Consider the following 24,940-nt stretch of genomic DNA (forward strand, 5'->3'; position numbering starts at 1 on the left):
TACAGCTTACACCAAACCGTACCAGCGCTCTTCCGATCTCCGGTTTCTACGGTAAATCCTTGTTTTTAACCATAGACATCTACGAGAAACCGGGTTTCTGGGTTCGCCTGTTATAATTAAAGCTTGTAGTATAGCTCTCAGCCCTATCTACAGTTCGGGCTAGAGCAAAACTACAAACAAAAACTTTTTTATCAAAGATAGACATCTCCAAAAATAAAAAATTAAATCAATTCTTATCCATAAATTATCAATTATTCTTCCCTGTTCCCTGTTCCCTGTTCCCTGTTCCCTCTTTTCTGGAGATGTCTAATTATTCAGAGTTACAAGAAACCAGGTTTGTAGGAAGTCGATTTTAGTATTGTAGGCCATTTGAGATAAACCCGGTTTCTCTGCTTTTTTATACCGATACTACCGGATTTGATATTACTTCGTCTTGCCTCTTATTGCCATTGAGCGATCGCTTCCTACCAATTACCACTATTCAGATTTCAAACTACTAAACTGCATCAGAGCAATATTTTCATCTAAAGCAGAGGAATTTTGAGTAGAAAGGCGATTAAATTTTTCGGTAATATCCTGAAAATCGTTAGAAGCAATAAAAGCCTTCAATGCCCGTGCATATAGTTCGCTGCGTGATATTGCCAAATTTTTGGATAGTGCTTCGCCAGTTTCAAAAATTGAGTCAGGAATGCAAACGGTAGTTTTCATTATTAACTTTCACTTTCTACTATAAAAAAAATACAATCCTATTTTAACATTATGTGTGAATAGCTACAAAATTTATATAAAAAATATTATACATCTCCAGAAAAGAGGGAACAGGGAATAGGGAACAGGGAACAGGAAGAAAGAATCGATAATTTCTGGATGAAAATTGATTTGATTTTTAATTTTCACCAGATGTCTATTATGTAAGCTTGTAGTAGGGGTTGAGTAATAAGTATAAATCGGGCTAGAGCAATAGTACAAACAACAGATTTGTATTGGTTACAGCGGTTTTCATTTCGGTAGGCCACTGTAGGGGCGATTCGCTTGCTCGCCCCTACAGAATTTCGGTTATGGCGATATGGTTAATCAATCTGAAAAGCACTGTAAGTAATAAGTATAAATCGGGCTAGAGCAAAACTACAAACAAAAACTTTTTAGGACTTACGCAAAGAAACCCGGTTTCTACCATAAATCCTTGTTTTGGCAATAGATGTCTACGAGAAACCGGGTTTCTAGGTTCACCTGCGTAAGTCCTGCTTTTTTATTAATTAATCTATTATATTATAAACTTGGCTCAACTTGATAAAAATTTAATTATAATACAAAATCAACTGTATATAATAGGAAATTTAATAGGAATAACTTATGTCCGTATTCTTGGCGATCGCAGTTTTAGGTATGCTGATTGTAGTTCACGAGTTAGGCCACTTTCTGGCAGCTCGACTCCAAAATATCCATGTTAACCGTTTTTCCATTGGCTTTGGCCCGGTACTCTGGAAATACCAAGGGCCACAAACTGAATATGCACTTCGAGGTTTTCCCTTGGGAGGTTTTGTCGGTTTTCCTGATGATGATCCAGATAGCACAATTCCTAAAGACGATCCAGACTTATTACGCAACCGCCCCATTCTAGATCGAGCGATCGTTCTCAGTGCTGGAGTAATTGCTAACCTGATATTTGCTTACTTTCTCTTAGTTGCTCAAGTAGGTATTATTGGTGTAGCAGATTTTAACTATGCTCCTGGGGTAAAAGTTCCAGAAGTTGCGACAAATGTTAGTTCTGCTGCTGCTCAAGCAGGTATTCAGGCAAATGATATTATTTTGTCAATTGATAACCAACAATTAGGTGCGAACAAAGAAGCTATTAACACTTTGGTAGAAACTATTCAAAATAATCCTAATCAAACTTTGGATCTGGAAATTCAGCGTGACGGAAAAAAATTATTTCTTGAAGTTATGCCAGAATTGGGAGCTGATGGCAAAGGACGCATCGGAGTACAACTAATCTCCAATGGAGAAATAGTCAGAAATCGCACTAATAATATAGTTGAAATTTTTAGTATTGGTGCTGAGGAATTTCAAAGAATTGTTGTGTTGACAATTCAGGGTTTTTGGCAGCTTATTAGCAACTTCGGTCAGACAGCAGGGAAACTAGCAGGACCTGTTGCTATTGTAGACATGGGAGCAAAAATTGCCGAGAATAATGTAGTCGAACTGTTTAGGTTTGCTGCATTAATTAGTATTAATTTGGCAGTGATTAATATTTTGCCTTTGCCTGCTTTAGATGGAGGTCAGTTGGCATTTTTAGCGATCGAGGGAGTTAGAGGTAAACCGTTACCACTTCGCGTACAAGAAAATGTTATGCAGACTGGTTTAGTGTTATTATTAGGTTTAGGAGTGTTCCTAATTATTAAGGATACTGCTAATTTGGAGGGGGTGCGTTCAATATTCCAGAGATAAGTTGGGAATTCAAAATTCAAAAGTCAAAATTCAAAAGTTAAAAATATTAATTGCTACTGGCAACCAATTGAATTTTCGGAACCATGGGAGCAAGATGCTCCCACTGGCAACTAATTGAATTTTTTGAACCACGGGAGCAAGATGCTCCCACTGGCAACCAATTGAATAACCAATTGAATATTGAACAACCACTAATTCTTCCCTCTTCCTTCCTTCTTCTTCCTTCAAATGGTAACAACTCGTAAACTTTCACTGAAGCGAGAGCGATCGCTAGAATTACTCCATCGTCTAAAGCGTCTCTATCCAGATGCTACTTGTACTCTAACTTATCAAACTCCCGTTCAGTTACTTGTAGCTACTATTCTTTCTGCTCAATGTACCGATGAACGAGTCAATAAAGTTACGCCCGCTCTATTTAAAAAATTCCCGGATGCTTTAAGACTGGCAAATGCAGATATTGAAGAACTAGAAAATTTAGTGCGTTCCACAGGATTTTATCGCAATAAAGCTAAAAATATAAAAGCTGGTTGCCAAATGATTATTGATAAGTTCAATTCTCAGGTGCCAAAGCAGATGGAACAACTTTTGCAACTACCGGGAGTAGCAAGGAAAACAGCTAATGTTGTTTTAGCTCATGCTTATGGAATTATTGTCGGGGTAACAGTAGATACCCACGTTAAACGGTTGAGTCAACGGTTAGGTTTAACTGAACATTCCGACCCAATTAAAATTGAGCGAGATTTAATGGAGTTGATACCTCAACCTGATTGGGAAAATTGGTCAATACGATTAATTTATCATGGTCGGGCAGTTTGTAAAGCTAAAAATCCTGCCTGCGATAAATGTTTATTAGCTGATATATGTCAATATAGCAGGGAACAGGGAACAGGGAATAGGGAATAGGGAATAGGGAATAGTTAGAAAAACATTTCCATTTTCTAAGATTCATCATTAGTCTATGTCCTAACCAATTTTTTCTGAGCTATATTAAATCTGCTAGCTTTGCATCAAAATAAGATTCTACCCTCAATCATTGTTAAAACACAAGAAAAGTAAGGGTTTGGAGACCAAACCCCTACAGTATTGAATTGTAGGGATGCTACTGGATTTGATCTAATATAAAAAGTTGGGAAAACAAAAAATTTTAGGCCTTGCATAAATGGGGGATGATTTTAATAGTTTTGTGGAATGGGCATCCTGCCCGTTCCTGATATTTGCCCGTTCCTGATATTTGCGGACGGGCAAGATGCCCATCCTACTTGTATTCATCCCTTAATTCAGCAACGCCAAATTTTATGGTATTATCAGAGATTGGGCAAATAACCTAAAATTAAAGATATCGCAGTCGAAGCAAAAGTCAGGACATTTCTAAATGTTGTTTGCGCAGCATTTGGACACCGAAAACTCAGTCAGAGATTACTTCTGACTTCTGTACGGGGGAATGGCCATTCGCCCCTACGACTTCTGACTTCGCCTAGCGCTGTACCAATTATTTTGGAGGAATAAAGTAATTAATCATGGCTAAAAAAAGCATGATCGAGCGTGAGAAAAAACGCAAAAGATTAGTAGAAAAATATGCCGATAAACGTGAAGAACTCAAACAGCAATTCATGGAGGCAGAAGATTTAGAACAAAAAATAGAACTCCATCGTCAACTTCAGAGATTACCTCGTAACAGCGCTCCTAATCGTGTGAGAAATCGTTGTTGGTTAACTGGACGTCCCAGAGGATATTATCGGGATTTTGGACTTTCTCGTAATGTTATCCGAGAAATGGCCCATGAAGGTTTATTGCCAGGAGTTGTGAAGTCTAGTTGGTAGAGGAAATGGATAATTGATAATGAATAATGAATAATGAAAACTACCCAATGTGCAACTTTATTATAATCAAAGAGATTTAGGGAGTTTTGGGAACTAGACTTTCTACTCAAAACCTAGAAAAAAGCTCATTATTCCGTGGAAAGTTGCAAATCGCGTAAAAACTATCTCTAATTATCAATTATCCATTGAAAAGGAGAGACTTTAAAATTCTGGGGATTAATTATCAATTATCCATTATCAATAATTATCAATTATCCATTGAAAAGGAGAGACTTTAAACCTCTGGAGATTAATTATTAATTATTCATTATTAATTATTCATTATTTACACTATTGTCCACAACAACGTTCTATTCCGAGACTATCTAATAGTAAGTCACTAACTGCATTGGCGATCGCGAATTCCCCATAAAAACTCTGGGAAAAATCAAAAGCTTGCATTTCTGTAACAATGGCAATGACTAATGAACCTAAATCATTTTCCCCTTCCATCCGTTGGCGAACAAAAATTTGAGCTGCTTTATTGGCAATATCTTCGTTGACTTTTTCGGGAATAAACTCTTGATCGAGCCATGTATGTAAGGAGGCTTTTAACCATTGGCCCTCTGATTGGGCATTTTCTGCTGTTGGTAAAGTAATTGCTTGGATTGGTTCAGACATGATTCTAAAGTTTATATTATAAATTGTTATTGTAATTCCATGATAGAATATGATATTGAGTCAATCATACAAGGATATGCTCAAGGCTACTTCCTAATGGCAAATGATGGAGAGAATAGTTTAGGGTGGTACAGTAGTCGTAAACGGGCCTTGATTCCTTTAGATGAAAGATTTCGCTATCCAAAGTCGTTGCGTCGTGCAATTAATCAAAATCGTTTTACTGTTGGTATTAACCGAGATTTTGAAGCTGTAGTTGAGGGTTGTGCAGATCGAGAAACAACCTGGATATCTAGGGAACTGAAGCAAATTTACAAAGCTTTAAATGAAGCGGGATATGCTTATAGTTTTGAGACTTGGCAAGGAGATGAGCTTGCTGGTGGAATTTTAGGCATTGTAATTGGTGGGGGTTTTATTGGGGAGTCGATGTTTTTCAATATTCCTGAAGGATCGAAGGTGGCGATGGTAAAGTTGGTGGAGCGACTGCGAGAGCGAGAGTTTGTTTTTTTTGATGCTCAGATGAATAACCCTCATTTGGAAAGATTTGGAGCTTATAGTATTAGCGATAAAAAATATAAAGCACTTTTGAAATTAGCGTTAACTCGTGGATGTAGTTTAATTTAGGGTTTGCTTATGGAAGTCTGATGGGTGAGGGTAGGAGTCAGGAGTCAGGAATCAGGAGACAGGAGGGAAGACGAGGGAATTTTCAGCTATAAAGGGTAGGAGTCAGGAGACAGGAGTCAGGAGACAGGAGGGAAGACGAGGGAATTTTCAGCTATAAAGGGTAGGAGTCAGGAGACAGGAGTCAGGAGACAGGAGGGAAGACGAGGGAATTTTCAGCTATTTATTCGGACATGATATAACACATTTCCCCATCTCATTTAAATGCTCCGCTGTATAAAATCTACCTCTGACAAACCCGGTTTCTTATAACACTCTGAAGCAAGCGGATTTGATATTAGCGGTCATGTTTATATGCGTAGCAAAGTGGAACGGAGTTCTATCACCCTCAAAGCTATACTTTTAGGGTTGAATAAAAAATCATGCGCATAGGCGAACGACCCCAGTTAATCTTATGATATCACAAAAATTGTGAGGATGCAGCAAAAAATCCTTTGACGCGCGTTTTTTTTCAGGAGCTTCACAAAATGAAAATGTTTGTGGTTTTTCACTAGGAAGGTATAGATGGAAAGATTTTAAGATTTTATAAGTTTATATTCTAACTAGACAGTGCAAAGTTCCTAGAATAACCATTGCTAGCAATAGCTATCAGCAGTTCCAAAGTTAGAAAGCTATATTCACAACTATATATACTGTAAGTGTTGACCAGTAATACTTTCAGTCATACAAGTAAATCGTTTTTTAGAAGAACTTTGTACTCTCCAGATTCTAACTAAATCTATTTATTTCTTATCAAAACGCCGTGTGCAACTTTTTCCAACCGACAAGGTTTAGGGAGTTTTGAGAACCAAACTTTCCGCTAAAAACCGAGAAAAGCTTATTATTCTGTAGAAAGTTGCACATCGCGTTATCAAAACAATTTTGTCTAAAACCCTGCCTTTTAATCAGTTATTAGTTAAATATTTTTTCCAGTTTTAGAGATTGAATGTATCAGAAAATGTAAAAAGGAGATAGGGAATAGGGAATAGGGAATAGGGAATAAACATAAATATTTGTCGCTTAAAAATCTAGGAATATATGTACTGAATACTTTTTTATCTACCAAATTTCAATCTCTTGAATTATTACCGCTTTTAGATTTTAGTCACAAGTGATGCTCTCTTAATACTTATTTTACAAACAGTCTCTTATCAAAATAACAAAGTCATAAATTCCCGCTATAAAAACAACTTCTAATTTATGATTTCGTTAAATAATTTATCTAAGACAATTTTGACAGCATCAACAATTATATCTGGTTCATCTATCCACACAAAATGACTACTTTTATCAGCTTGAAGTTGAACAGAATTTGTTGATAGATTAGATAAATCTTTGTGCATTTGCTCCCGTAATTGATTAGCTGCTTTTAGAGGAATTAAAAAGCTCCACCAAGAAGGTTGGAAAAAAGAATTAGCTTTGATACTAACTATTGGCATTGAATCAAATTTATTAGCAATAAGAAGCTGCTCTCCACTATTATTTAGATTAAGCATTTCTCGACACATTGTAATCCAGTGTTTAGAACGACAAAAAGAACGTTTTACATAATTTCTAGACTCTTGAGAAAATTGTCGTAATTCAGGTTTAATTAATTCAAATATTCCACATTTTCTTAATAGCTGAACAATTCCTAATATTGAGCAAAAAGTAGACACAACAAAGCCGGAAATAAAGAATAATTTCAAAACTTGTAATTGGATAGACATTTTCAGCATTTCTGTTTCATGTAATCCATCTGTTAGTACCATTCCTATAACTTTTTCCGGGAAACGATGGGCATACAATCTAACATTATAACTACCAAAAGAATCTCCTACTAAAATGTAAGGTGGCTGAATTTCCGCTTGAGTAAGTAAGGTATCTAATTCTTCTACAATTTGACTGCTAGTTCTAGGATGGGGACTATGTTCGCTCCATCCATATCCAGCTCTGTCGTAGATACATACTCGCCCAAATTTTGTCAGTTTTTCTACTAGAAAATATCCCTCTATTCCACCTAAACTATGGTCTAGGATAATTGTGGGATTACCTTCTCCTACGGTGTACAAATGTAGATGATAACCGCCCACATCAAATAGCTTTCCTGGAGGTGGTTTTTGATTTTCCAGATAACAGGCGATCCCTTGATAAATTGTTGTAGCAATTATCAGAATAATTCTGATAGATAATGACATTTTTGATATTCCTATAGATAAAAAATAGTTTTCTTCTTGCCGAAAAATTAAGGTTTAAAGCCTCTCCTTTCAAGGAGAAAAAAGGGGTTAAGGAATGGATGGATTACCTAACCATATCCAATCTCTCCTTGAGAAGCAAAAATTCGTGAGAAAAAATTGTAGGGGTTTGGTCTCCAAACCCAAGCTTCAAGGGATTTGGAGACCAAACCCCTACGATAAAATCTTACAACCAATTTAGGATTGCTATAGGCTTTGTTGTAATAGCCACAGAATATCCGTTCCGCTTTTCGGTTATCCCCGACATGAAAGGTGAACCTAGTGGCAGCTATATCACCCTATTTCAGATTATTGATGCTTTATTCATTTATTTGCCAATAGTTAAAGCTCTCAAAGCCTTTATAGGTATAAGTTTCAGCCTTTTTTTTATCAAACAAACCTAAGATGTTTGATTCATTTATTTATTGGCCAATAGTTAAAGCTCTCAAAGCCTTTACAGGTATAAGTTTCAGCCTTTTTTTTATCAAACAAACCTAAGATGTTTGATTCATTTATTTATTGGCAATAGTTAAAGCTCTCAAAGCCTTTACAGGTATAAGTTTCAGCCTTTTTTTTATCAAACGAACCTAAGATGTTTGATTTATTTATTGGAAAATAGTTGTAGAAGTATGAAGTACATGGATCTTGGATCTTGTGCGGTAGCTATATGTTTTCATACAACAAAGCCATTGCTATATATTAATTGTTAATTATTAATTATTAATTATTGAATACTCCCTACTCCCTACTTCCTATTGCCTAAATTAATTTATTTAATTTTCTGCTCAGTAACTAAGGTTGAACTTACCCATTCTCCTTTGTCATTATAACTACGAATAATTCGTTGACGAAGTTGCGGTTCAACTAACCAACCAAATTCAAAAAATAAAGGTTTTTTCAACTCAATTTTGACAGGCAAAGTAGCAGATCCACCATCAGGAAGTAACAATACTTTTACAGGTTGAGAACCTTGCTCGAAGTGTAAAATTGAACCTTCAATTCTAGCGCTAGAAGTAATAGTTTTCGGATTAGTCTTACCGAAAGTAATTTCCTGCACTAATTGACCTTTATTATCAATATTTAATTCCATTTGAGTTGGATAAGTATCGGGTTCCCGCAAGTCAGGATACATAGTAATAGCTTCTCCCTGCCATTTTCCTAATAAAGCATCTACTGTCAAAGCAGGATTTTCTGAAGCATCTGTTTCAGCTCGTTTTTCTCGAATTAAAGTTAATTTATCAAAATCGCCATCCTTGTTAAATAATGTGACTAAACGTAGACGACGATTTTTATTAACAAAACCAAACTCAGCACCATTAATTGAAAAAGGTGCTATTTGAAAGTTTCCTTTAGAAAAAGCACCTTTTTCAAAAAATAAAATATTTCTACCTAGAGTCTGATATTCTGTCACTATTTCATCAATTTTTGACTCAGGAGTTTTTGCAAAAGAATTAAAGCGACTTAGTGTTAAACGTACTTGTTTATTCTGATTATCAAGACTTTCTAAAATCAGAATACTAGGTGTGTCTTCAAGTATTTCTCCCTTGTCAGAAATTTTAGTAAATGAACCATGCCATTCACCCAGATTTTGTAGAAAATTTTCCCATTGTGTTTTCATATTTTTTAGTAGATTTTTTATTTTTTTAAAAGGGATAAAGGAGTCATTTCAGTTATCAGTTAGTAGTGACAGTTCGCGAAGTATCAGTACATAAGTTATCAGTCCCTCTAAGTGAACGATTGAGATTGAAATAATGAACCAAATATTTTATCTAGGGGAGATTGGATCTGGCTAGGTTTCATCAGCATCCCACCTTCGAGAAACTTTCCTTACGGAATGCTATCGCAAACGTTTTTCATCCTCTTAAAAAGAGGAAGCTTTAGACCTAGTTTTTTGGTAAATATTTTGTACGTATTCAGCTATTAGCAGGCAGCAAAATAGCAATAAAAGCCTACTTTTAAGGAAGGAGTTTAAATGAATATAGACTTTAATAACTTTTGTACTAAAATTTAATTCTGACTCGATTAATACAGTTTTAAACCTACACAAAAGCAATAGCTGTTAATGCAGTTTAGACCTAAGGAGGCTAGCTAATAGCTGATAGCTGAATGCTTACAAAAAAATAAAGGTTGAAAGCTTTTACTTTCAAGTATAAAAAAAGAAAAAAATTCCTTTTAACCAATCCTCTTCTTTTTAAGAAGAGGTAATTATTAATTATTCATTATTAATTATTCATTATTAAAAATACTTTTCTCATCAACACTAATTCTACCGGGACCAAAGGAAGTTATCATTAAAAGTCCTCCTATTAATCCCAGATTTTTCATAAACGCAATTTTTTGATCGGAGTCTGTAAAATCATTATGGAAAATTAGAGTAGCTGGAATTAAAAATCCTATTAATGCAAGTGCTCCATAACGAGCTTTATAACCTACTAAAACAGATAATCCACCTACTAAAAGAACAAGAATCGTTGGAATTAATAACCAACCAGGAACTCCTGAAGATTCCATATATTGTTGAGTAGCTGCTCCACCAGAAATTTTACCAATAGCAGAGTTGATAAAAATGGCAGAAAGGAATATTCTGCCTAAGAGCGAAGTCCACGGCTGTAAATTATTCATATTACTTTATCCATGAAATATAGTTTTCTTCAATCATTTTAATTGATGTTGGCAAATTTGATGAAATTAATCAAATTTTAATCTTAAATCATCTTAGGAAATATTTAATTTTATTTAAAATAATAAGCTTACTTGAATCAAAATAAATATGTTTGATTTTTTATACCAATTACCAATTTATCATTGCTATACTTTGGCAATACTTCAGTTATTAACTAATCAGCACAAGCAGAATTACTTTGCATCCTAATTTTAGCTAATTAGATGTTAATTATTCTTATGTTGTACGAATTTTCATGCAACGTCCCTACCCCCACTCTCCTCTTCCCCTCCTGGGAGGAGTGAGGGGTTTGCCCCCTATTCCCATGCTCAAAATACAGGTAGAAAAGTTTTTGAGAAATGGTATTAGAGGGGTGAGACTGAGGACTACTATTGCAATCCTATTTAAGTTGTAATATTTTTCTAGTAGGGGCAATTCGCGTTTACGGAGCATTCCGTAGGAAATCCCCCGTACAAGAATTAGAAGTCAAAATTTTAAAAGTTTTCAGTTAAAATTAACTATTATAATTATAAAAATTGCTACAAAAAATTTAGGATTGCTATATATAATTAAGTATAAATATAGTAGGCCAGAAATTGATTGAATCATCTGGTCATCAAGTTGATATTTTTTAGAGCTTTGGTTTGATGAAAAAATTTGCTTTATTTATATCTGTTGCTTCACTCCTTTTTACTAACAACTTAGCTTTAGCAGGAGAATATGGCGCTAAATGTCTCCATATAGTTAGTGGTAAAATGAAAGGATGTATAATTCTTGTATCAACAAGAAAAAATAGCTTGGAAATGAATTTTAGGTCTGACAAATATGAAAATGATAATCTGAGGTTGAGAGGTAATAAAATTATTGAGATTTCAAGTGGAGAACACGCTCAAAAAAGAACTAAAGAAACTATTGGAACAAGTTTAGTTTTGGGTCCGGTAGGAGCATTAGTTGGTTTATTTGGGAAGGAAAAACGGACTCAATTTGCAATTGAATATGTGGATACTCAAAACAAAACAAATATCGCTTTGATTGATATTAAGACAAAAGATAGTGAGCCTTTAATACAAGATTTGGAAAGTTTGACTGGTTTCAAGATTCGGACTACGGAAAATCCTCTATAATGAATTGAGAATTCAGAATTGAGAATTCAGAATTGAGAATTCAGAAGTTAAATTGTTACTTTATTATTTTAATCGAACTAGAAAAAAGATTTAACTAATAACTGATAACTGAATAGAGAATAGAGAATAGAGAATAGAGAATTGAGAATAGAAAATTCAGAATGAGAATTGAGAAGTTAAATTGTTACTTTATTATTTTAATCGAACTAGAAAAAAGATTTAACTAATAACTGATAACTGATAATTGATAACTGATAATTGCTAAAAAGGCTGGTTTTAGACTAAATTATTTTGATAAAAATATTTTGAATATTCTCAAAACCAGGACTACGCAAAGAAAGCGGGTTTTTAGGATAAATCCTTGTCTTTAACCATAAACATTGAGGAAAAAAACCAGTTTCTAGGTTCCCCTGCGTAAGTCCTGAAAACATTTCTGAAGTTGTTAATTATTTTCCTGGAATTATGACAAATAAATTCATTAGTTTTATATCTGCTTTTTCATTAGTTCTTCCTATTAATCTTGCCTTAGTAAGAACTCACGGTGCTTATTGTTTAATTCAGAATAGTGGGGAGTTAAAACCATGCGAAGTTACTATAGATACGGATGCTGGAACTCTGGATGTAGAATTTAGGAAAAAAGAATTTCAAGATGCTAACTTTACTTTGAAGAAAAACGACATTACAGAAATTTCTACAGGACAGTATGCTAAAAGTCAAGTACAAAAAAGTGTCGCTAAAGGTATTCTTTCTCCTCTTGGTGGGATAATTAGTGCCATAGATAAACAAGCTAGAGTTCAAGTAGCAATTCTTTATTGGGATAAGGGAAATAATCAAAATGTAACTGTGGTTGATGTCCGTAGTCGAGATGCTCTTTTGTTTAGAACAGATTTAGAACTTATGACTGGATTAGAAATTAAGAGATAAGTTAATAATTAATAATTAATAATTAATAATGATTAGACAGTACGAAATTATTTGAAAAACTATTGCCTACTAAAACTTTCACCGTTCCAAAGGCGTGACAAGAAATGTCAAGAATTGAAGATTATGTAATGCTCTTCTAGTAAAGCTTTCAGCTTTTGGAATAGGCCGTTTGTTAGAATAATTTTGTACTCTCCAGATAATTATTTCTCTTTTTTTTAAGAGAATTGACCAAAATAATTGTAAGCATTCAGTCATCAGCTAAGAGCTGAATGTTGACGATTTTTTATGCTTAATCAATTCATAATTATTGAGAAACTTGTAAATTTTAATATCGAACAAACATAATTGTTTCTAACTGATTGATACAAATACCAATCAATCATAATCTAAATTCTCCCAGAGTAACAAAATAGCGATCGCTATCATCACTACTAAATTCATTTATTAACAACAAAGAGAAACTTTAAAATAATCTAAATAATAGCCAATGATCGGAATAACAATTGATAAAATACCATATTAATTTTGGGAAAAATATGATAAATTAAAAAAAGCGGAAAAAATCTATATTCTCTCCTAAAGTAAAGTTAACATTAACGTTAATTTTGATGATATAATTGAGGATATAATCTATGACTCCAGAAACAATAGTTAAACAGTCTTTAGAAACACCTGGTACTTATGTTCCACAATTTAGTGCTGACAACTTCAACACTTATGTAATGAATACTTACGGGCGTTTCCCAATTGCCCTCGAACGGGGAGAAGGTTGTCGCGTTTGGGATACTGAAGGAAAAGAATATTTGGATTTTGTTGCCGGAATTGCTACCTGCACTCTCGGACACGCTCACCCTGTGATGATGGCAACAGTATCAGAGCAAATTCAAAGATTACACCATGTATCTAATCTATACTATATTCCAGTTCAGGGAGAATTGGCACAGTGGTTGATAGAACATTCCTGTGCTGACAAAGCATTTTTCTGTAACTCTGGAGCGGAAGCTAATGAAGGAGCAATCAAATTAGCTCGAAAATATGCCCATGAAAAGTTAAATATTGAAAATCCTACAATTTTGACTGCCCATGCTAGTTTCCATGGTAGAACTCTGGCAACTATTACCGCAACTGGGCAGCCGAAATATCATAAAGGTTTTAGTCCCTTAATGCCAGGATTTTATTATGTACCCTACAATGATATTGATGCTATAGAAAAGGCGATCGCTGAATTAGACAAAGACAAACGACAAGTTGCAGCAATTATGCTAGAAGCACTCCAGGGAGAAGGGGGAGTACGCCCTGGTGATGTAGCTTATTTTCAAAGAATTAGAGAAATTTGTAATGAGAAAGGCATTCTTTTAATTTTAGATGAAGTACAAGTAGGAATGGGCCGCAGCGGTAAACTTTGGGGATATCAAAATCTCGGCATCGAACCAGATATTTTCACTTCTGCTAAGGGGTTAGGAGGCGGTATCCCCATTGGCGCAATGTTATGTAAATCTCACTGTGATGTCTTTGAACCTGGTAGTCATGCTAGCACTTTTGGCGGAAACCCTTTTGCTTGTGCGGTGTCGTTAGCGGTTTGTCAAACTTTGGAACAGGAAAATTTGTTGGCAAGCGTAGAACAGAGGGGGGAAGAGTTGCGGGTAGGGTTAAATGTGATTGCAGCTAAATATCCTAATTTGTTTACTGAAGTGCGCGGTTGGGGTTTGATTAATGGTATGGAGTTAAATGCAGATGTAGAGTTGACTTCTATCGATATAGTCAAAGCTGCCATGAATGAGGGTTTGTTAATAGTGCCAGCAGGCCCAAAAGTCTTGCGGTTCGTGCCTCCACTGATAGTTAGTGAGACTGAAGTGATGGAAGCTATGGATGCTTTGGCAAAGGCGATCGCTAATGTTGAAGTCAGAAGTTAGAAGTCAGAAGTCAGAAGTAATTTCTGAGACTCGTCGTTGAAGTCAGAACTGATAGTTATAGTCATTTTAAATAAGCAGGACTTGCGCACCAAGCTCTAGTAGGGGCGAATGCCATTCGCCCTCTACAGATAGCGTATTGTCTAATAATTTTCGTAAGTCCTAATAAGAATGAAACATTTTTTGATCAGAAACCCTTTGACAGTAAGAAATCCTTGTCTCAGTCTAAACTAAATAGGACTTACGCAAAGAAACCCGGTTTCTACGATAAATCGTTGTTTTGAGCAATAGATGTCTACGAGAAACCGGGTTTCTGGGTTCACCTGCGTAAGTCCTGCTAAAATGACTATAAAGAGGTGCGTTACATTGACATTACAGCGCTTTTCAGATTGATAAACCACATCATCATAACCAAAACCCCGTAGGGACGTTCCATGGAACGTCCCTACTGTGGTTTACTGAAATGAAAACTGCTGTAACGCACCCTACCAGAGCAGGCGATCGCTATCTCCCCAAGGCGTAGGTTGGGTTGAGGAACCGAAACCCAACAACCATAACGGGCGTGTTGGGTTTCACTCCGTTCAACCCAACCTACATTTTTTGCTGTGTCAGTCTACTACCAGTACCAAAGCAGGCGATCGCTATCTCCCCAATTAGGCGTAGGTTGGGTTGAGGAAGGAAACCCAACAACCATTTAACCCACCTTCCGCACGTCAAGTTGTAGCATTAAAAGTAGTATAAAAATCGGTAGTTTGCTAAGTATTTATACTATGTAAATCATCCTCATTGACCTTTCTCATGGGTCTAATTTTTAGCAAAAATTCAGCATAAATACTTACTTAATTGTTCAGTCATAAGTTACCACTATGATTTTCTCCTGAATTCTGACTCCTGACTCCTGACTCCTGACTCCTTTTCTGATGCTACATTTTGTCGTGCGGAATGTAGCATTTAACCACAACGCGCTTGTTGGGTTTCACTCCGTACCGCAGGCGATCGCTATCTCCTCATCTCCCCAATTAGTATTACTTTTGTGGTAAACTCAGAAATTCATCAATGACTTGAAAAAAATCTATATCTCCTCCTTCACCATTCCTTAACTTGTCAAGTTTCTGGAAAATTTCTATCACCTTTTGGTTTTGATTTGCTAATTCTGGAGTTTTGCTCAAATCTATTTCTAGGGAAGGAACAATTTCATCGGCAAGAAATGCAGTCACCCGTGCATAATTTTTATCTAGCATTGCCTGGATATATGCAATAGCTTTGTCTAAAATATCAGCTTTAACTGGCAAAACAAATCCGAAACCCTTCTTTTTTAGTCCTTGAAGTTCATTTTCTATATAATCAACAACCTTTTGGGTAATTTTTTTTATTTGAGCATTACTTAGGTCTTTCTTAGGATGAGCTTTGGCTGCATTATCATATTCAACTTTCAATAATGCCTCAGCATTTTTCAGCAAATTTCCTATCTCTTTAGGCAAAAAACCGATCGCTGTATTTTCATCTCCTCTTTCTGGGAAAAGATTCTTCTGATTATTGTGAATGTAGGTAGAAACAGCTTCTAATTTCTTATCTAAACTACTGCTGATTGACACTTTGTGTATAGGAGAAGTCTTACTATCTACTTTTTGGCGTTTAGTAATAAAAGCATTTACTTTACTTTCGATAGTTGCAGAATTATCATTAACGTAGTTGAGAAAGGAAGAAAGCAGTAAATGAGAAGGTATAATGTGGCGTCGGTGTTCTCCTCTTTGGAGTTTTATATCTTCAACAGTTTTAACATACCATTGAGGACGACCTTTATAAACCCACTTGCCATTCTCCTGTATATAAGAAAATGTGCTGGAGGTAACATGAGGATTTTTTCCCTTGCTCCATGCTTTTTTATGAGCAACTTTTGCTACGGCTTTAATTATCTTTTTGCCATTTTTCTTATTTAGTTTATGGAGTGGGTTTTTTGCAGCGGGTTGCTTTTTCTTACTTCTAGTTGTTGGTGCCATTGGAATTTACTCTATAAAACTAACAGGACTTACGCAGGAGAACCCAGAAACCCGGTTTCTCCTAGACTTCTATTGCTCAAAACAACGATTTATCCTAGAAACCGGGTTTCTTTGCGTAAGTCCTAACTAATACAAAGCGTCACATAAACAGGACTTACGCAGAACCACCATATCTAGTAGAGGGCGAATGCCAGCAAGCCCCTACAAATGGTGTATAATTTGGTATTTTGCGTAAGTCGTGCTCATCTGAAGTTTAAGAACTACTATTGCCAGATTGTTGTTGTTTTTCCAGCAACAATTTTAGAGCTACAATCTCACCACGAATATCTGTGAGTTCCTTTTTGAAGTCCTTATTTGTCTCTTCCAGAGAATCAAAGTAATCAGTAATTTCTGTGGTTATCTCATCGTCACCAGGCTTCTGACGAACATCTCGACCAAATCCCATCAGTGCTGGACGTTCCACATAAGTAACTCGGTGCAATACTCGCCAAGTCTTATTAGCTTTACCCTTCGCTTGTCGCAACGCACGAGCTTCTTCATCGTTACTTGCTAACCATTCCGGATCAACTACATAATTGAAAAAGTCATTAAAGTTCTTGGTAGTCGCCTCTAGGAAAAAACTCATAAACCGATAACGGTCTACCTTTTCCCCAGGTTGGATGGGATAATCCTTGTAGTCAGTAATGCCTTTGCTTTCTACTCCACTCAAATCTACACTTAATTCTAAACCCTTACTCCGATTTTCAGTTTTGCTCATGGTTTGAGTCAAATTAATAGTCACTAGAGCAGTTAACTCTCCCGCAACTGTGGCCGCCTCAAATTCTCCTTGGAATCCCAAACCTGCATCTAGAGAAAAGGAACCGCCAACTGTATGCTCTACCACATTAGCAAAGCTTTGAGCTTCTGTTCTGAGTCCGCCGTCTCCATCCCAAACATAATTATTGACAATATTCCGCTTGCCAGCACGAATCTGGATATTTTCCATCCGCTTTTGCCAACCTGCAAAACTGTTTGTAGCATGGACTCTTTTTTCTTGATCTTTAATCCTGGCGTCAATTTCTTTCTGCTTTTCCTTGGCTTTTTTTGATTGCTCCTTAGCACTTTTTCCTGCTTGTTCCTGAAATTGCTGCCTTTGCTTTTCTTCCGCTTTTTTCTTTTCCTCGTCAGTCATTGTTTTATCCCCTGTGTCTACCTCTCGGGTAACTCCTACTGTTTGGGGACCTTTTCCACTGTCAATTTCTCGGTTCAAAGAGGTTTCATCAACTAAAGTGGCATCAAATTGAGCAAAATAGGATTCTCGTCGTTTATCCTCATTGTCTATTTGCTGTTTCAGCTCGTATGCTTCCTGCAGTCGATAATAACTCGCTGGATACAGGGACCCATATTGAGCGCGCATTTCTGGTACATGGCGGTAAAACCGATCGCTTGTTGCCCGACTACCTGTCAACCCATCTAAGCTACCACTCATGGTATAAGCTGGATTTATCAAAAAGGTGATCGTATTAATATCTGGTGGGATACCATCTACGGGTTGTACCTGATAACCAATCATTTTCCCACTGCGTTTGAGACGAGTGATAAATACATCGGCTAAACTAGAAACTACTAAGGCGTAACCGACATTTTTGGGAATAAAACGTTTGCCTAAATGGGGGAACTTAGCCTCTACTTCCTGTAGACCTCGCATTTCCAAATAATCGGTCATAGTCACCGATGCACTGGAAGCAATTTTACTTTCATTTTGCCAATGGAAACCTAAGTCTAAGTTGCCTTTGAAACCTGCTTTCCATTCTCCCAGTCGTGACATAAATCCTAGACCCGCAGATGCTTCACCAGAACTACCAACGAAAGCATCTATACTACCTCCTAATCCACTTTCCTGCGCTCGGTTCCAGCTAAATTCCATGTCTTCGGACATAGTTAGCGCTACCGAAGTTGCACCGTTGTAGTCTTCCTCTACGGTTAAGTTTTCAGTGGGTACTGGTGGCGCTCCTTCGATATAACCCAGAATAGTTGGTGCCAATTGAGCATTACTTATCCATTTTAGTTCCAATTCCTCAATCTGTTTATCTGGCAATAATTCTGCACTATTGAGACTGGGAGTGGCGAAGAAACGTCGCATGATGGCGGTTTTTCGATGGCTAATTTTCTCAATACCAATAGTGCTGTATTCAGCGCTGATTAGAGAATCACTACCTATGGGTAGGGTATTGTCATCTTTAATGATGGCTCCATGAACGGTACCATGATGGTTGTTACCACTTAGGTCGAGAACTTTTATTGTTGAGCTTTCTGGTATAATTTTGTTGAGTGGAAAATAAGCAACTAAGTCTGATTCTTGACCTATTAGACGTCGGTGCATATTTACTTTGATTTCGTCAGCGGTGCGAGCTTTATTCCAGATCCGGACTTCAGCGATTTGACCTTTGAAGAAATCAGATGTCGTAGGGCCACTATCCCATTCTTGTCCTAAACTCCAAGGTTTACCTTGAATATTCCCTAGGAGAGCATCCACAGTATGGTTAACCTTTTGTTCACCGTTCTGATATAATGTATATTCTGTTTTCTCTCCCTTTTTTTCGAGGACTAAGGCTAGATGTTGCCATTGATGTAGAGTTTCCTGAGTAGAGAATTCATAATGTCTCTCAGAGTTTATGGTTACTCCTAATTTTCCATCACTATCACAATCAAATAAGAATATGTTGCCTCCATCACTTTCATTTTTCCCCACCAGGCAATAACTTTTTTCTTGAGAAAGTTTAACCCATAACTCAATTGTAAAAGTTTTTCCAGGATTAAAATCTCCAAGTTCTATATAATTATCCCCCCCATTAAACTCCATTACCTGATGACCTAAGTTACCAATGGGAGCAGCACAACTCCACCAAGTAGCACCATATACTGTTCCATTATTACCACTACCTGTTAGGTCTCTGACTGTAGTTCCTGTGCCTTCATTCAAGGGATAATAAGCAACTAATCCAGGTTCGTTACCCGTGAGTTTGGTTTTACTGTTGATAGCAATTTCTTCGTCACTCAGGGCAATCTTCCAAATCCTGAGTTCGGAGATTTTACCAAAATTGCCAATAGTTGAGATAGAACCGGTAAATTTGAAGTTTTCTTTCTTTAGTGTTTCTTTTTTAGTGGGGTTATTTTCAGCCTCCACAAGTGCTTGCTGAACATCGGCAACTTTCTGACCATCAATATAGAATATTGTTGTCGCTCCTTTGCCGACAGCAGTCAAGTGATGCCAACCAGGAGATAATTGCTCTACACTATAGCCACTATCGTAAAATTTATCGTTAACTCTCGTTCCTAGTTTTGAGTTACAGATCTCCACAGGAGAATCATTAGTCTCTTTGCTTCCAACAAGCTGAGTTTCTATCGGCAATGAAAAGATATAAGCTGCACCTTCGTCGCTACGTATTGTGTCTTCACCATGGGCTCCGACAATGGCTAAATCACCTGATATCGCTACAGGATAGCCAAATTTATCGCCAGCTTGTCCACCCCTTGCTAGGAGTTTTTGGGTTTGTTGCCAGCTGCCACTCTGACGTTCAAAGATATAAACTGCACCTGCGTCCTTACCTCTTGTGTCTTCACGATAGGCTCCGACAATGGCGAAATTACCTGATATCGCTACAGAGCTGCCAAAGTAGTCACCAACTTTTCCATCTTTTGGTTGGAGTTTTTGGATTTGTTGCCAACTGCCACTGCTTTGAAGTTCAAAGATATAAGCTGCACCTACGTTTGTATATACATCATTTTTTCTGGGTATAATATCGACTCCAACAATGGCTAAATTACCTGATATCGCTACAGAATAGCCAAAACACTCACCGGTTTTTCCATCTTTTGGTTGGAGTTTTTGGATTTGTTGCCAACTGTCACGGCTTTGACGTTCAAAGATATAAGCTGCTCCTTTGTTGGGACTTACTGTCTTTTCAAGGTAAGATCCGACAATGGCTAAATTACCTGATATCGCTACAGAACTGCCAAAGTTAGTATAATGTTTTTGATCGGCTGATTGGAGTTTGCAGGTTTTTTCCCAACTGTCATTGTTCTGATTAGGTTCAAAGATATAAGCTGAACCTTCATAAGGGGCTGCGACAATGGCTAAATCACCTGATATCGCTACAGAATAGCCAAAGTTAGCATACGGTTTTTGAACGGGTGATTGGAGTTTGCAGGTTTTTTCCCAACTGCCATTGTTCTGATTACGTTCAAAGATATAAGCTGCACCTACGTATTTTATACCTCCTATGGTTTGATGAAAGGCTCCGACAATAGCTGAATCACCTGATATCGCTACAGAGCTGCCAAAGTAGTCATCCTCTTTTACATCTTTTGGTTGGAATTTTTTGATTTGTTGCCAACTGCCATTGTTCTGACGTTCAAAGATATAAGCTGCAGCTTTTTGGTAATCTCCTACAACGGGATGAGAGGCTCCGACAATAGCGAAATTACCTGATATCGCTACAGAATTGCCAAAATAATCACTCTGTGCTTTCTCTAATGCTTGGAGTTTTTGCTGTTTCATCTCTACTGGCGGACTAAAAAACCAAGTTTCTATCGTCCATTCATCTCGTAGGTAAATTGGATTTGACAACTCAATTAAACTCTGATTTAGACAAACAGGAAATTGATCGGGCAACCACTGTTCAAAAGTGCTATTGCGACTGTCAGCGGTAGCATCATAATTTGTCAACCGCATTCGTCCTTGATTATCAAAATAGCTGAGTTGCACATTACCTTCACAGGTTTCCATAGCTGTAACTCGACTACCAGCAGATGCAAACCCTAAGAACGCCCCTGTGGTCACTAACCCCTTTTTATCTTCAGCTACTTGGGGCATAGTTTGTGCCGTTTGACTACTTTTTATTGAACTGAGTATGTCATTGTTTAATTGGTTCAATAAATCCTGAACTTCTTTAAGAGCTGCCATGACCTTCTTTAGAAGTTTCTCTAGTTTATCTTTGCTATTTTGTTTATCGGTGTCGTTTTTCTTCTTCTGTCCTTTTAATAATGACAAAAGTTGCTTAAGGCGGTCTAACTCTTTTTGCGCATCCACCCATTCTCTTGCTTTGCTGTTATAAGCTGACTCAGCCTTCTCAATATTCTGGGTGCATCTATTTCCTGTGCTGACTATTTTCCACTGTTGGTCATAGTTTTCAGTTTCTGGATCTGTACAAACATCATCTTCATCATCCCAAAGTTCTAATACTCCTTTGTTATGTCGGTTACGAATCAAATAGTAATCACCTGAATAATGTTCTACTCCCCATTCAAATTGATGGTTATACTCTCGGGAATTCAATAGATAGCATTCTACGTTTTGGCCCTTAGACTTCTCCCCAAATAAGCATAGCGATGGCTTTGCTCGACACTGAATATTATAATGGGAATTATCCGTTGCGATAAACTTAAAGTGCTGAGTCGTTTTATCACCAACTGTGTGATGAGTATAATAAATTTCCTCATATTTCGTCCCCAAATAAGCAATCGCAGAGTTATTCCTACAAACCAGTTTACACCAGTAGTTAAACTTGTTATTATACTCGTTTTTGTAAATAGCATAACATTGATTTTTTTGAGTTTCAAGATTGTTAACAATAGTCTGTTGAGCAGAAATTTCTCGTTCTTTAGCTTCTATCTTTGCTGTTATCTTTGTTTGTTCTGCTGCTGCTCCTTGATTCAAAAGAGCAATTTGTTCTTCTAGTTCCCGTTTTTTCTTGAGAAGTAATACTTCCTCATACTCTTTTTGCTCAAAATTTTTCAACTTGGATGGTAATGCTGCCTGACTATCTGCCAAGGTTGTCAGATTTACACTATCTGTATATTTTTCCTCGGTAATGCTATCGGAAACTAACTGAACGCGATGCTCGCGAATTTCCAGATTTGACCAACTACCTTTAACCTGATCAATTTCAAAGGTACGCATCATTGCCACCCCATCAGGCACAGTAAACCGACAAGTTGCTTGGTACCAGTTATTAGTTAGACTCTTAAAGTCACTTTTCTTTCCATAAAATGTAATCTTTTCCTCAGCACTGCGGCTTTTTTTACCCCAATAGGAGAAGCTAAACAATTTCTCACCACTGATCTCATTAGGGTCTACTTTAGAATCGGTCTTAAATTCAAAAGTTTCAATGTAAGTTGCCCTCGCACTCACTGCCACCCAATCATCATTGCTGTACTGGACGACATCGGTGCTATTGTCTCTCAACTTGCGGCTCAAAGTAATAGCACTAACAAAAGCATCTCCATGTACGATGCCATCATTTCCGTGAGCAGAGAAATCAACAACTTTCCTAATTTTCTCTTCGCTAATAGCGCCTAGTCGCCAATAACCCGCCAAATCAGCTTCCCGTCCAGTTAGCTGGAGGTACATACTATCCTTAATTTCCTCAACAGTACGAGCTTTATCCCAAATCTGCACGTCGGCAATTTTGCCAGCAAAAGATTTGCCAATCTCCAATTTCGGCTGCCATTTATCAGGAGTCTTGGGTAATCCTGTCTCTTCTGTAGGTGTTTCTACCTGCTCACCATTCTTACAGAGTGTTAATGTTGTTTTGTTGCTTTTGCCATTAGAAGCAATGGTTCCAGCATAATGTACCCATTGATCTGTGGGGATCGTTTCTTTATCAGTAACTTGATGATTACTATCAGCAAATTTAACTTTCAGAGCGACAGTCCCACTATTAATCAAGAGTTGGAAACATTTGTCTTTTTCCCCAACAATTATCTGTTCTCCACTACCAGTCGCCGATACATAAACCCAAGCTGAAACCGTATAACCAAAAGCAAATTCCGTAGATGGGGGGGTTAGCTCCAAAGCACCCGGGATATCAATATATTCGTCAGTACCATTAAACATGACACCACGACGCTTTCTTGACTCTAACTTCAGATTAACTGCTTCCCCTAACTGCCAACGAAGACCATTGACCAAAAAAAAAATTGTTGTCGTCAATTTTCTCAATACCAAACTTATCATTGTAGTCTCTCGTTTCTACAATTTGAACTTCATCCCCATCATCCAAACCATGATTGAAAGCTGTTACTTGTAGCTTTTTGTCTGCTACCTTAAAACCAGTGATCGCCCCATCAAAAATTAAACCTGTTTCCTCTTCTTCTACCTTTTCCCAACTGCCAATATCACTACCAACATAGCTAGCTGTAATTTCAATAGTATCCTTATCAATTTTTTGGGCTACATAATGACCATCATAGCTTTTGGTCTTACTAATTTTGACCATATCCCCAGTTTTTAAATTTGAGGCATCAGTAGTAATTTGAACTCGATCTTCCTCTCCTCTTTTGACCTCACTAATATTACCCTGGGGTGTTGGCGTAGAATCTCCCACTGCTTTAATTTCATCCAGGGTATTCAAAGGCAGTAGTACATCCCGACTATTACTCCTGAGAACTTTCGTTTCGTTTGGATCTTCATCAATCATAGCTAAAGTGCCATCTTTGGCCACTGCAAAACTCAAAGCTGCCACATTACCCTGTTTTGTAGGAACTGCCAACATTACCCTAGTGGCACCTTTTAAAAATTGCATTCCATCTTTGGTTTGCTGTTCCCGCTGGAGATTATATTTAGTAGCAGAAAATCCATTGGCCACCTGAACCCCACTCATATCTAAAGTCCGCTGAATAATTCCGGGAATAGAACGAGGTATTAAAGCATTTTTGGCCTCTGGTTTCGACTCTAATATTGTATAGTCCTTAATATCAAATAGGCCCTCATCAGAAGCTCGAATCGTTGTTAACTCTACTTTCTGGGTGGCAGAATTATAGGCGAAAATATGCCAAGGGAATTTATCATGTTCATCTGTTGGGACCAAAACTATAGAAAACCAACCTTCATGTAGATTTGTAATTAGGCTTAATTCTGTAGTTGGTTCGTGAAATTCCTCACCAACAGCATCCCGAAAGTCCAAAGAATCAATATTTGCTAACCCACCATCGGCCTTTTTCTTCATGCTCTCAATAGGTTCATATTTTTTCCGAGAGCGCTTAAACCTTACTTCTAACTTAGGCACTAATTTATTCGTCATCCCATCCAATACAAAACGGTCCACTAATAAAGTATTGGGGGTAGCTTTAGTTGTGTCCGCATCAGCTTTGGACTGACGAAAAATATAAATATGTCCCATCCCAGAAACTAACTGGACTGGTGCAGCAGCAGATTCATCTTTGGTTCTGTACCTGGAACGGAGAATATATTTGCTGGTATCATCCTGATGAGTTAATTCTTCTTTTTCCTTGTCAATGACGGATTGGTCATCATTTTCTTCGTTAGGTAATTCTAACTCTTGCCAATCTTCCCATCCTGTGCGTTGGTCTTCAGGAGTCTGTAGGTAAGAGTCTTCAAAACCATCTTGCTTGACAGTATTGTAAAGTTTTGCCGAATCAATAGAAAGATCTAGAAATCTATCAACTTTTATCCATCTTTGACAAAGAAAAGGTTTATTAGATATAATAGTGCCTTACGGGTGTAAAACATAAACTTGCCA

The 24,940-nt window shown here is 37.1% G+C and carries 15 protein-coding genes; 7 read left to right on the forward strand and 8 right to left on the reverse strand.

The features are described 5' to 3' along the window. Positions 1 to 477: 477 nt before the first annotated feature. Complete coding sequence (locus tag F6K40_RS25790) at positions 478 to 708, reverse strand: hypothetical protein (RefSeq protein ID WP_293139959.1); 231 nt, start codon at positions 706 to 708, stop codon at positions 478 to 480. A gap of 645 nt (positions 709 to 1,353) precedes the next feature. Between F6K40_RS25790 and rseP the strand changes: the two genes are divergently transcribed. The 3 genes from rseP to rpsN all read left to right on the forward strand — a co-directional run bounded on the left by rseP (position 1,354) and on the right by rpsN (position 4,268). Then, on the forward strand, positions 1,354 to 2,448 hold the full coding sequence (gene rseP, locus F6K40_RS25795) for an RIP metalloprotease RseP (RefSeq protein ID WP_293139960.1): 1,095 nt from the start codon (positions 1,354 to 1,356) through the stop codon (positions 2,446 to 2,448). A 228-nt stretch (positions 2,449 to 2,676) separates the two neighbouring features. After that, positions 2,677 to 3,351 carry an endonuclease III gene (gene nth, locus F6K40_RS25800; protein WP_293139961.1) on the forward strand — a complete coding sequence of 225 codons (675 nt, stop codon included), beginning with the start codon at positions 2,677 to 2,679 and terminating at the stop codon, positions 3,349 to 3,351. Between the two features lie 614 nt (positions 3,352 to 3,965). After that, positions 3,966 to 4,268, forward strand: a complete 303-nt coding sequence (rpsN, locus tag F6K40_RS25805) for a 30S ribosomal protein S14 (protein ID WP_293139962.1) — start codon at positions 3,966 to 3,968, stop codon at positions 4,266 to 4,268. Positions 4,269 to 4,598: 330 nt separating this feature from the next. On the opposite strand, the gene F6K40_RS25810 is transcribed toward rpsN, so the two are convergent. Beyond that, positions 4,599 to 4,928 carry a hypothetical protein gene (locus F6K40_RS25810; RefSeq protein ID WP_293139963.1) on the reverse strand — a complete coding sequence of 110 codons (330 nt, stop codon included), beginning with the start codon at positions 4,926 to 4,928 and terminating at the stop codon, positions 4,599 to 4,601. 39 nt (positions 4,929 to 4,967) lie between these two features. Between F6K40_RS25810 and aat the strand changes: the two genes are divergently transcribed. Next, on the forward strand, positions 4,968 to 5,549 hold the full coding sequence (gene aat / locus F6K40_RS25815) for a leucyl/phenylalanyl-tRNA--protein transferase (protein WP_293139964.1): 582 nt from the start codon (positions 4,968 to 4,970) through the stop codon (positions 5,547 to 5,549). A gap of 1,229 nt (positions 5,550 to 6,778) precedes the next feature. On the opposite strand, the gene F6K40_RS25820 is transcribed toward aat, so the two are convergent. The 3 genes from F6K40_RS25820 to F6K40_RS25830 all read right to left on the reverse strand — a co-directional run bounded on the left by F6K40_RS25820 (position 6,779) and on the right by F6K40_RS25830 (position 10,420). Next, the gene (locus F6K40_RS25820) at positions 6,779 to 7,762 is read right to left on the reverse strand and encodes an alpha/beta fold hydrolase (RefSeq protein ID WP_293139965.1); all 984 of its coding nucleotides are present in this window, start codon (positions 7,760 to 7,762) and stop codon (positions 6,779 to 6,781) included. An 805-nt stretch (positions 7,763 to 8,567) separates the two neighbouring features. Then, positions 8,568 to 9,416 (reverse strand): DUF3598 family protein, encoded by an 849-nt coding sequence (locus F6K40_RS25825; protein ID WP_293139966.1) that lies wholly within the window; start codon positions 9,414 to 9,416, stop codon positions 8,568 to 8,570. A 608-nt stretch (positions 9,417 to 10,024) separates the two neighbouring features. After that, positions 10,025 to 10,420 carry a DoxX family protein gene (locus F6K40_RS25830; protein WP_293139967.1) on the reverse strand — a complete coding sequence of 132 codons (396 nt, stop codon included), beginning with the start codon at positions 10,418 to 10,420 and terminating at the stop codon, positions 10,025 to 10,027. A gap of 687 nt (positions 10,421 to 11,107) precedes the next feature. Here F6K40_RS25830 and F6K40_RS25835 point away from each other — a divergent pair. From F6K40_RS25835 to F6K40_RS25845, 3 genes are all read left to right on the forward strand, one after another. Next, positions 11,108 to 11,584, forward strand: coding sequence for a hypothetical protein (locus tag F6K40_RS25835; protein ID WP_293139968.1), 477 nt, complete (start codon positions 11,108 to 11,110; stop codon positions 11,582 to 11,584). A 462-nt stretch (positions 11,585 to 12,046) separates the two neighbouring features. Continuing rightward, positions 12,047 to 12,508, forward strand: a complete 462-nt coding sequence (locus F6K40_RS25840) for a hypothetical protein (RefSeq protein ID WP_293139969.1) — start codon at positions 12,047 to 12,049, stop codon at positions 12,506 to 12,508. Positions 12,509 to 13,140: 632 nt separating this feature from the next. Next, positions 13,141 to 14,421: an aspartate aminotransferase family protein gene (locus F6K40_RS25845; protein ID WP_293139970.1), complete on the forward strand. Its 1,281-nt coding sequence runs from the start codon at positions 13,141 to 13,143 to the stop codon at positions 14,419 to 14,421. A 1,022-nt stretch (positions 14,422 to 15,443) separates the two neighbouring features. Here the strand turns inward: F6K40_RS25845 and F6K40_RS25850 are convergent. From F6K40_RS25850 to F6K40_RS25860, 3 genes are all read right to left on the reverse strand, one after another. Next, positions 15,444 to 16,418, reverse strand: coding sequence for a hypothetical protein (locus F6K40_RS25850; RefSeq protein WP_293139971.1), 975 nt, complete (start codon positions 16,416 to 16,418; stop codon positions 15,444 to 15,446). 253 nt (positions 16,419 to 16,671) lie between these two features. Next, complete coding sequence (locus tag F6K40_RS25855) at positions 16,672 to 23,391, reverse strand: LamG-like jellyroll fold domain-containing protein (protein WP_293139972.1); 6,720 nt, start codon at positions 23,389 to 23,391, stop codon at positions 16,672 to 16,674. Then, positions 23,330 to 24,580, reverse strand: a complete 1,251-nt coding sequence (locus F6K40_RS25860) for a hypothetical protein (protein WP_293139973.1) — start codon at positions 24,578 to 24,580, stop codon at positions 23,330 to 23,332. Before F6K40_RS25860 ends, F6K40_RS25855 begins: the two co-directional genes overlap by 62 nt. Positions 24,581 to 24,940 lie beyond the last annotated feature (360 nt).

Source organism: Okeania sp. SIO3I5, from assembly GCF_010672085.1.
In the GTDB taxonomy this organism is placed as follows: domain Bacteria; phylum Cyanobacteriota; class Cyanobacteriia; order Cyanobacteriales; family Microcoleaceae; genus Trichodesmium.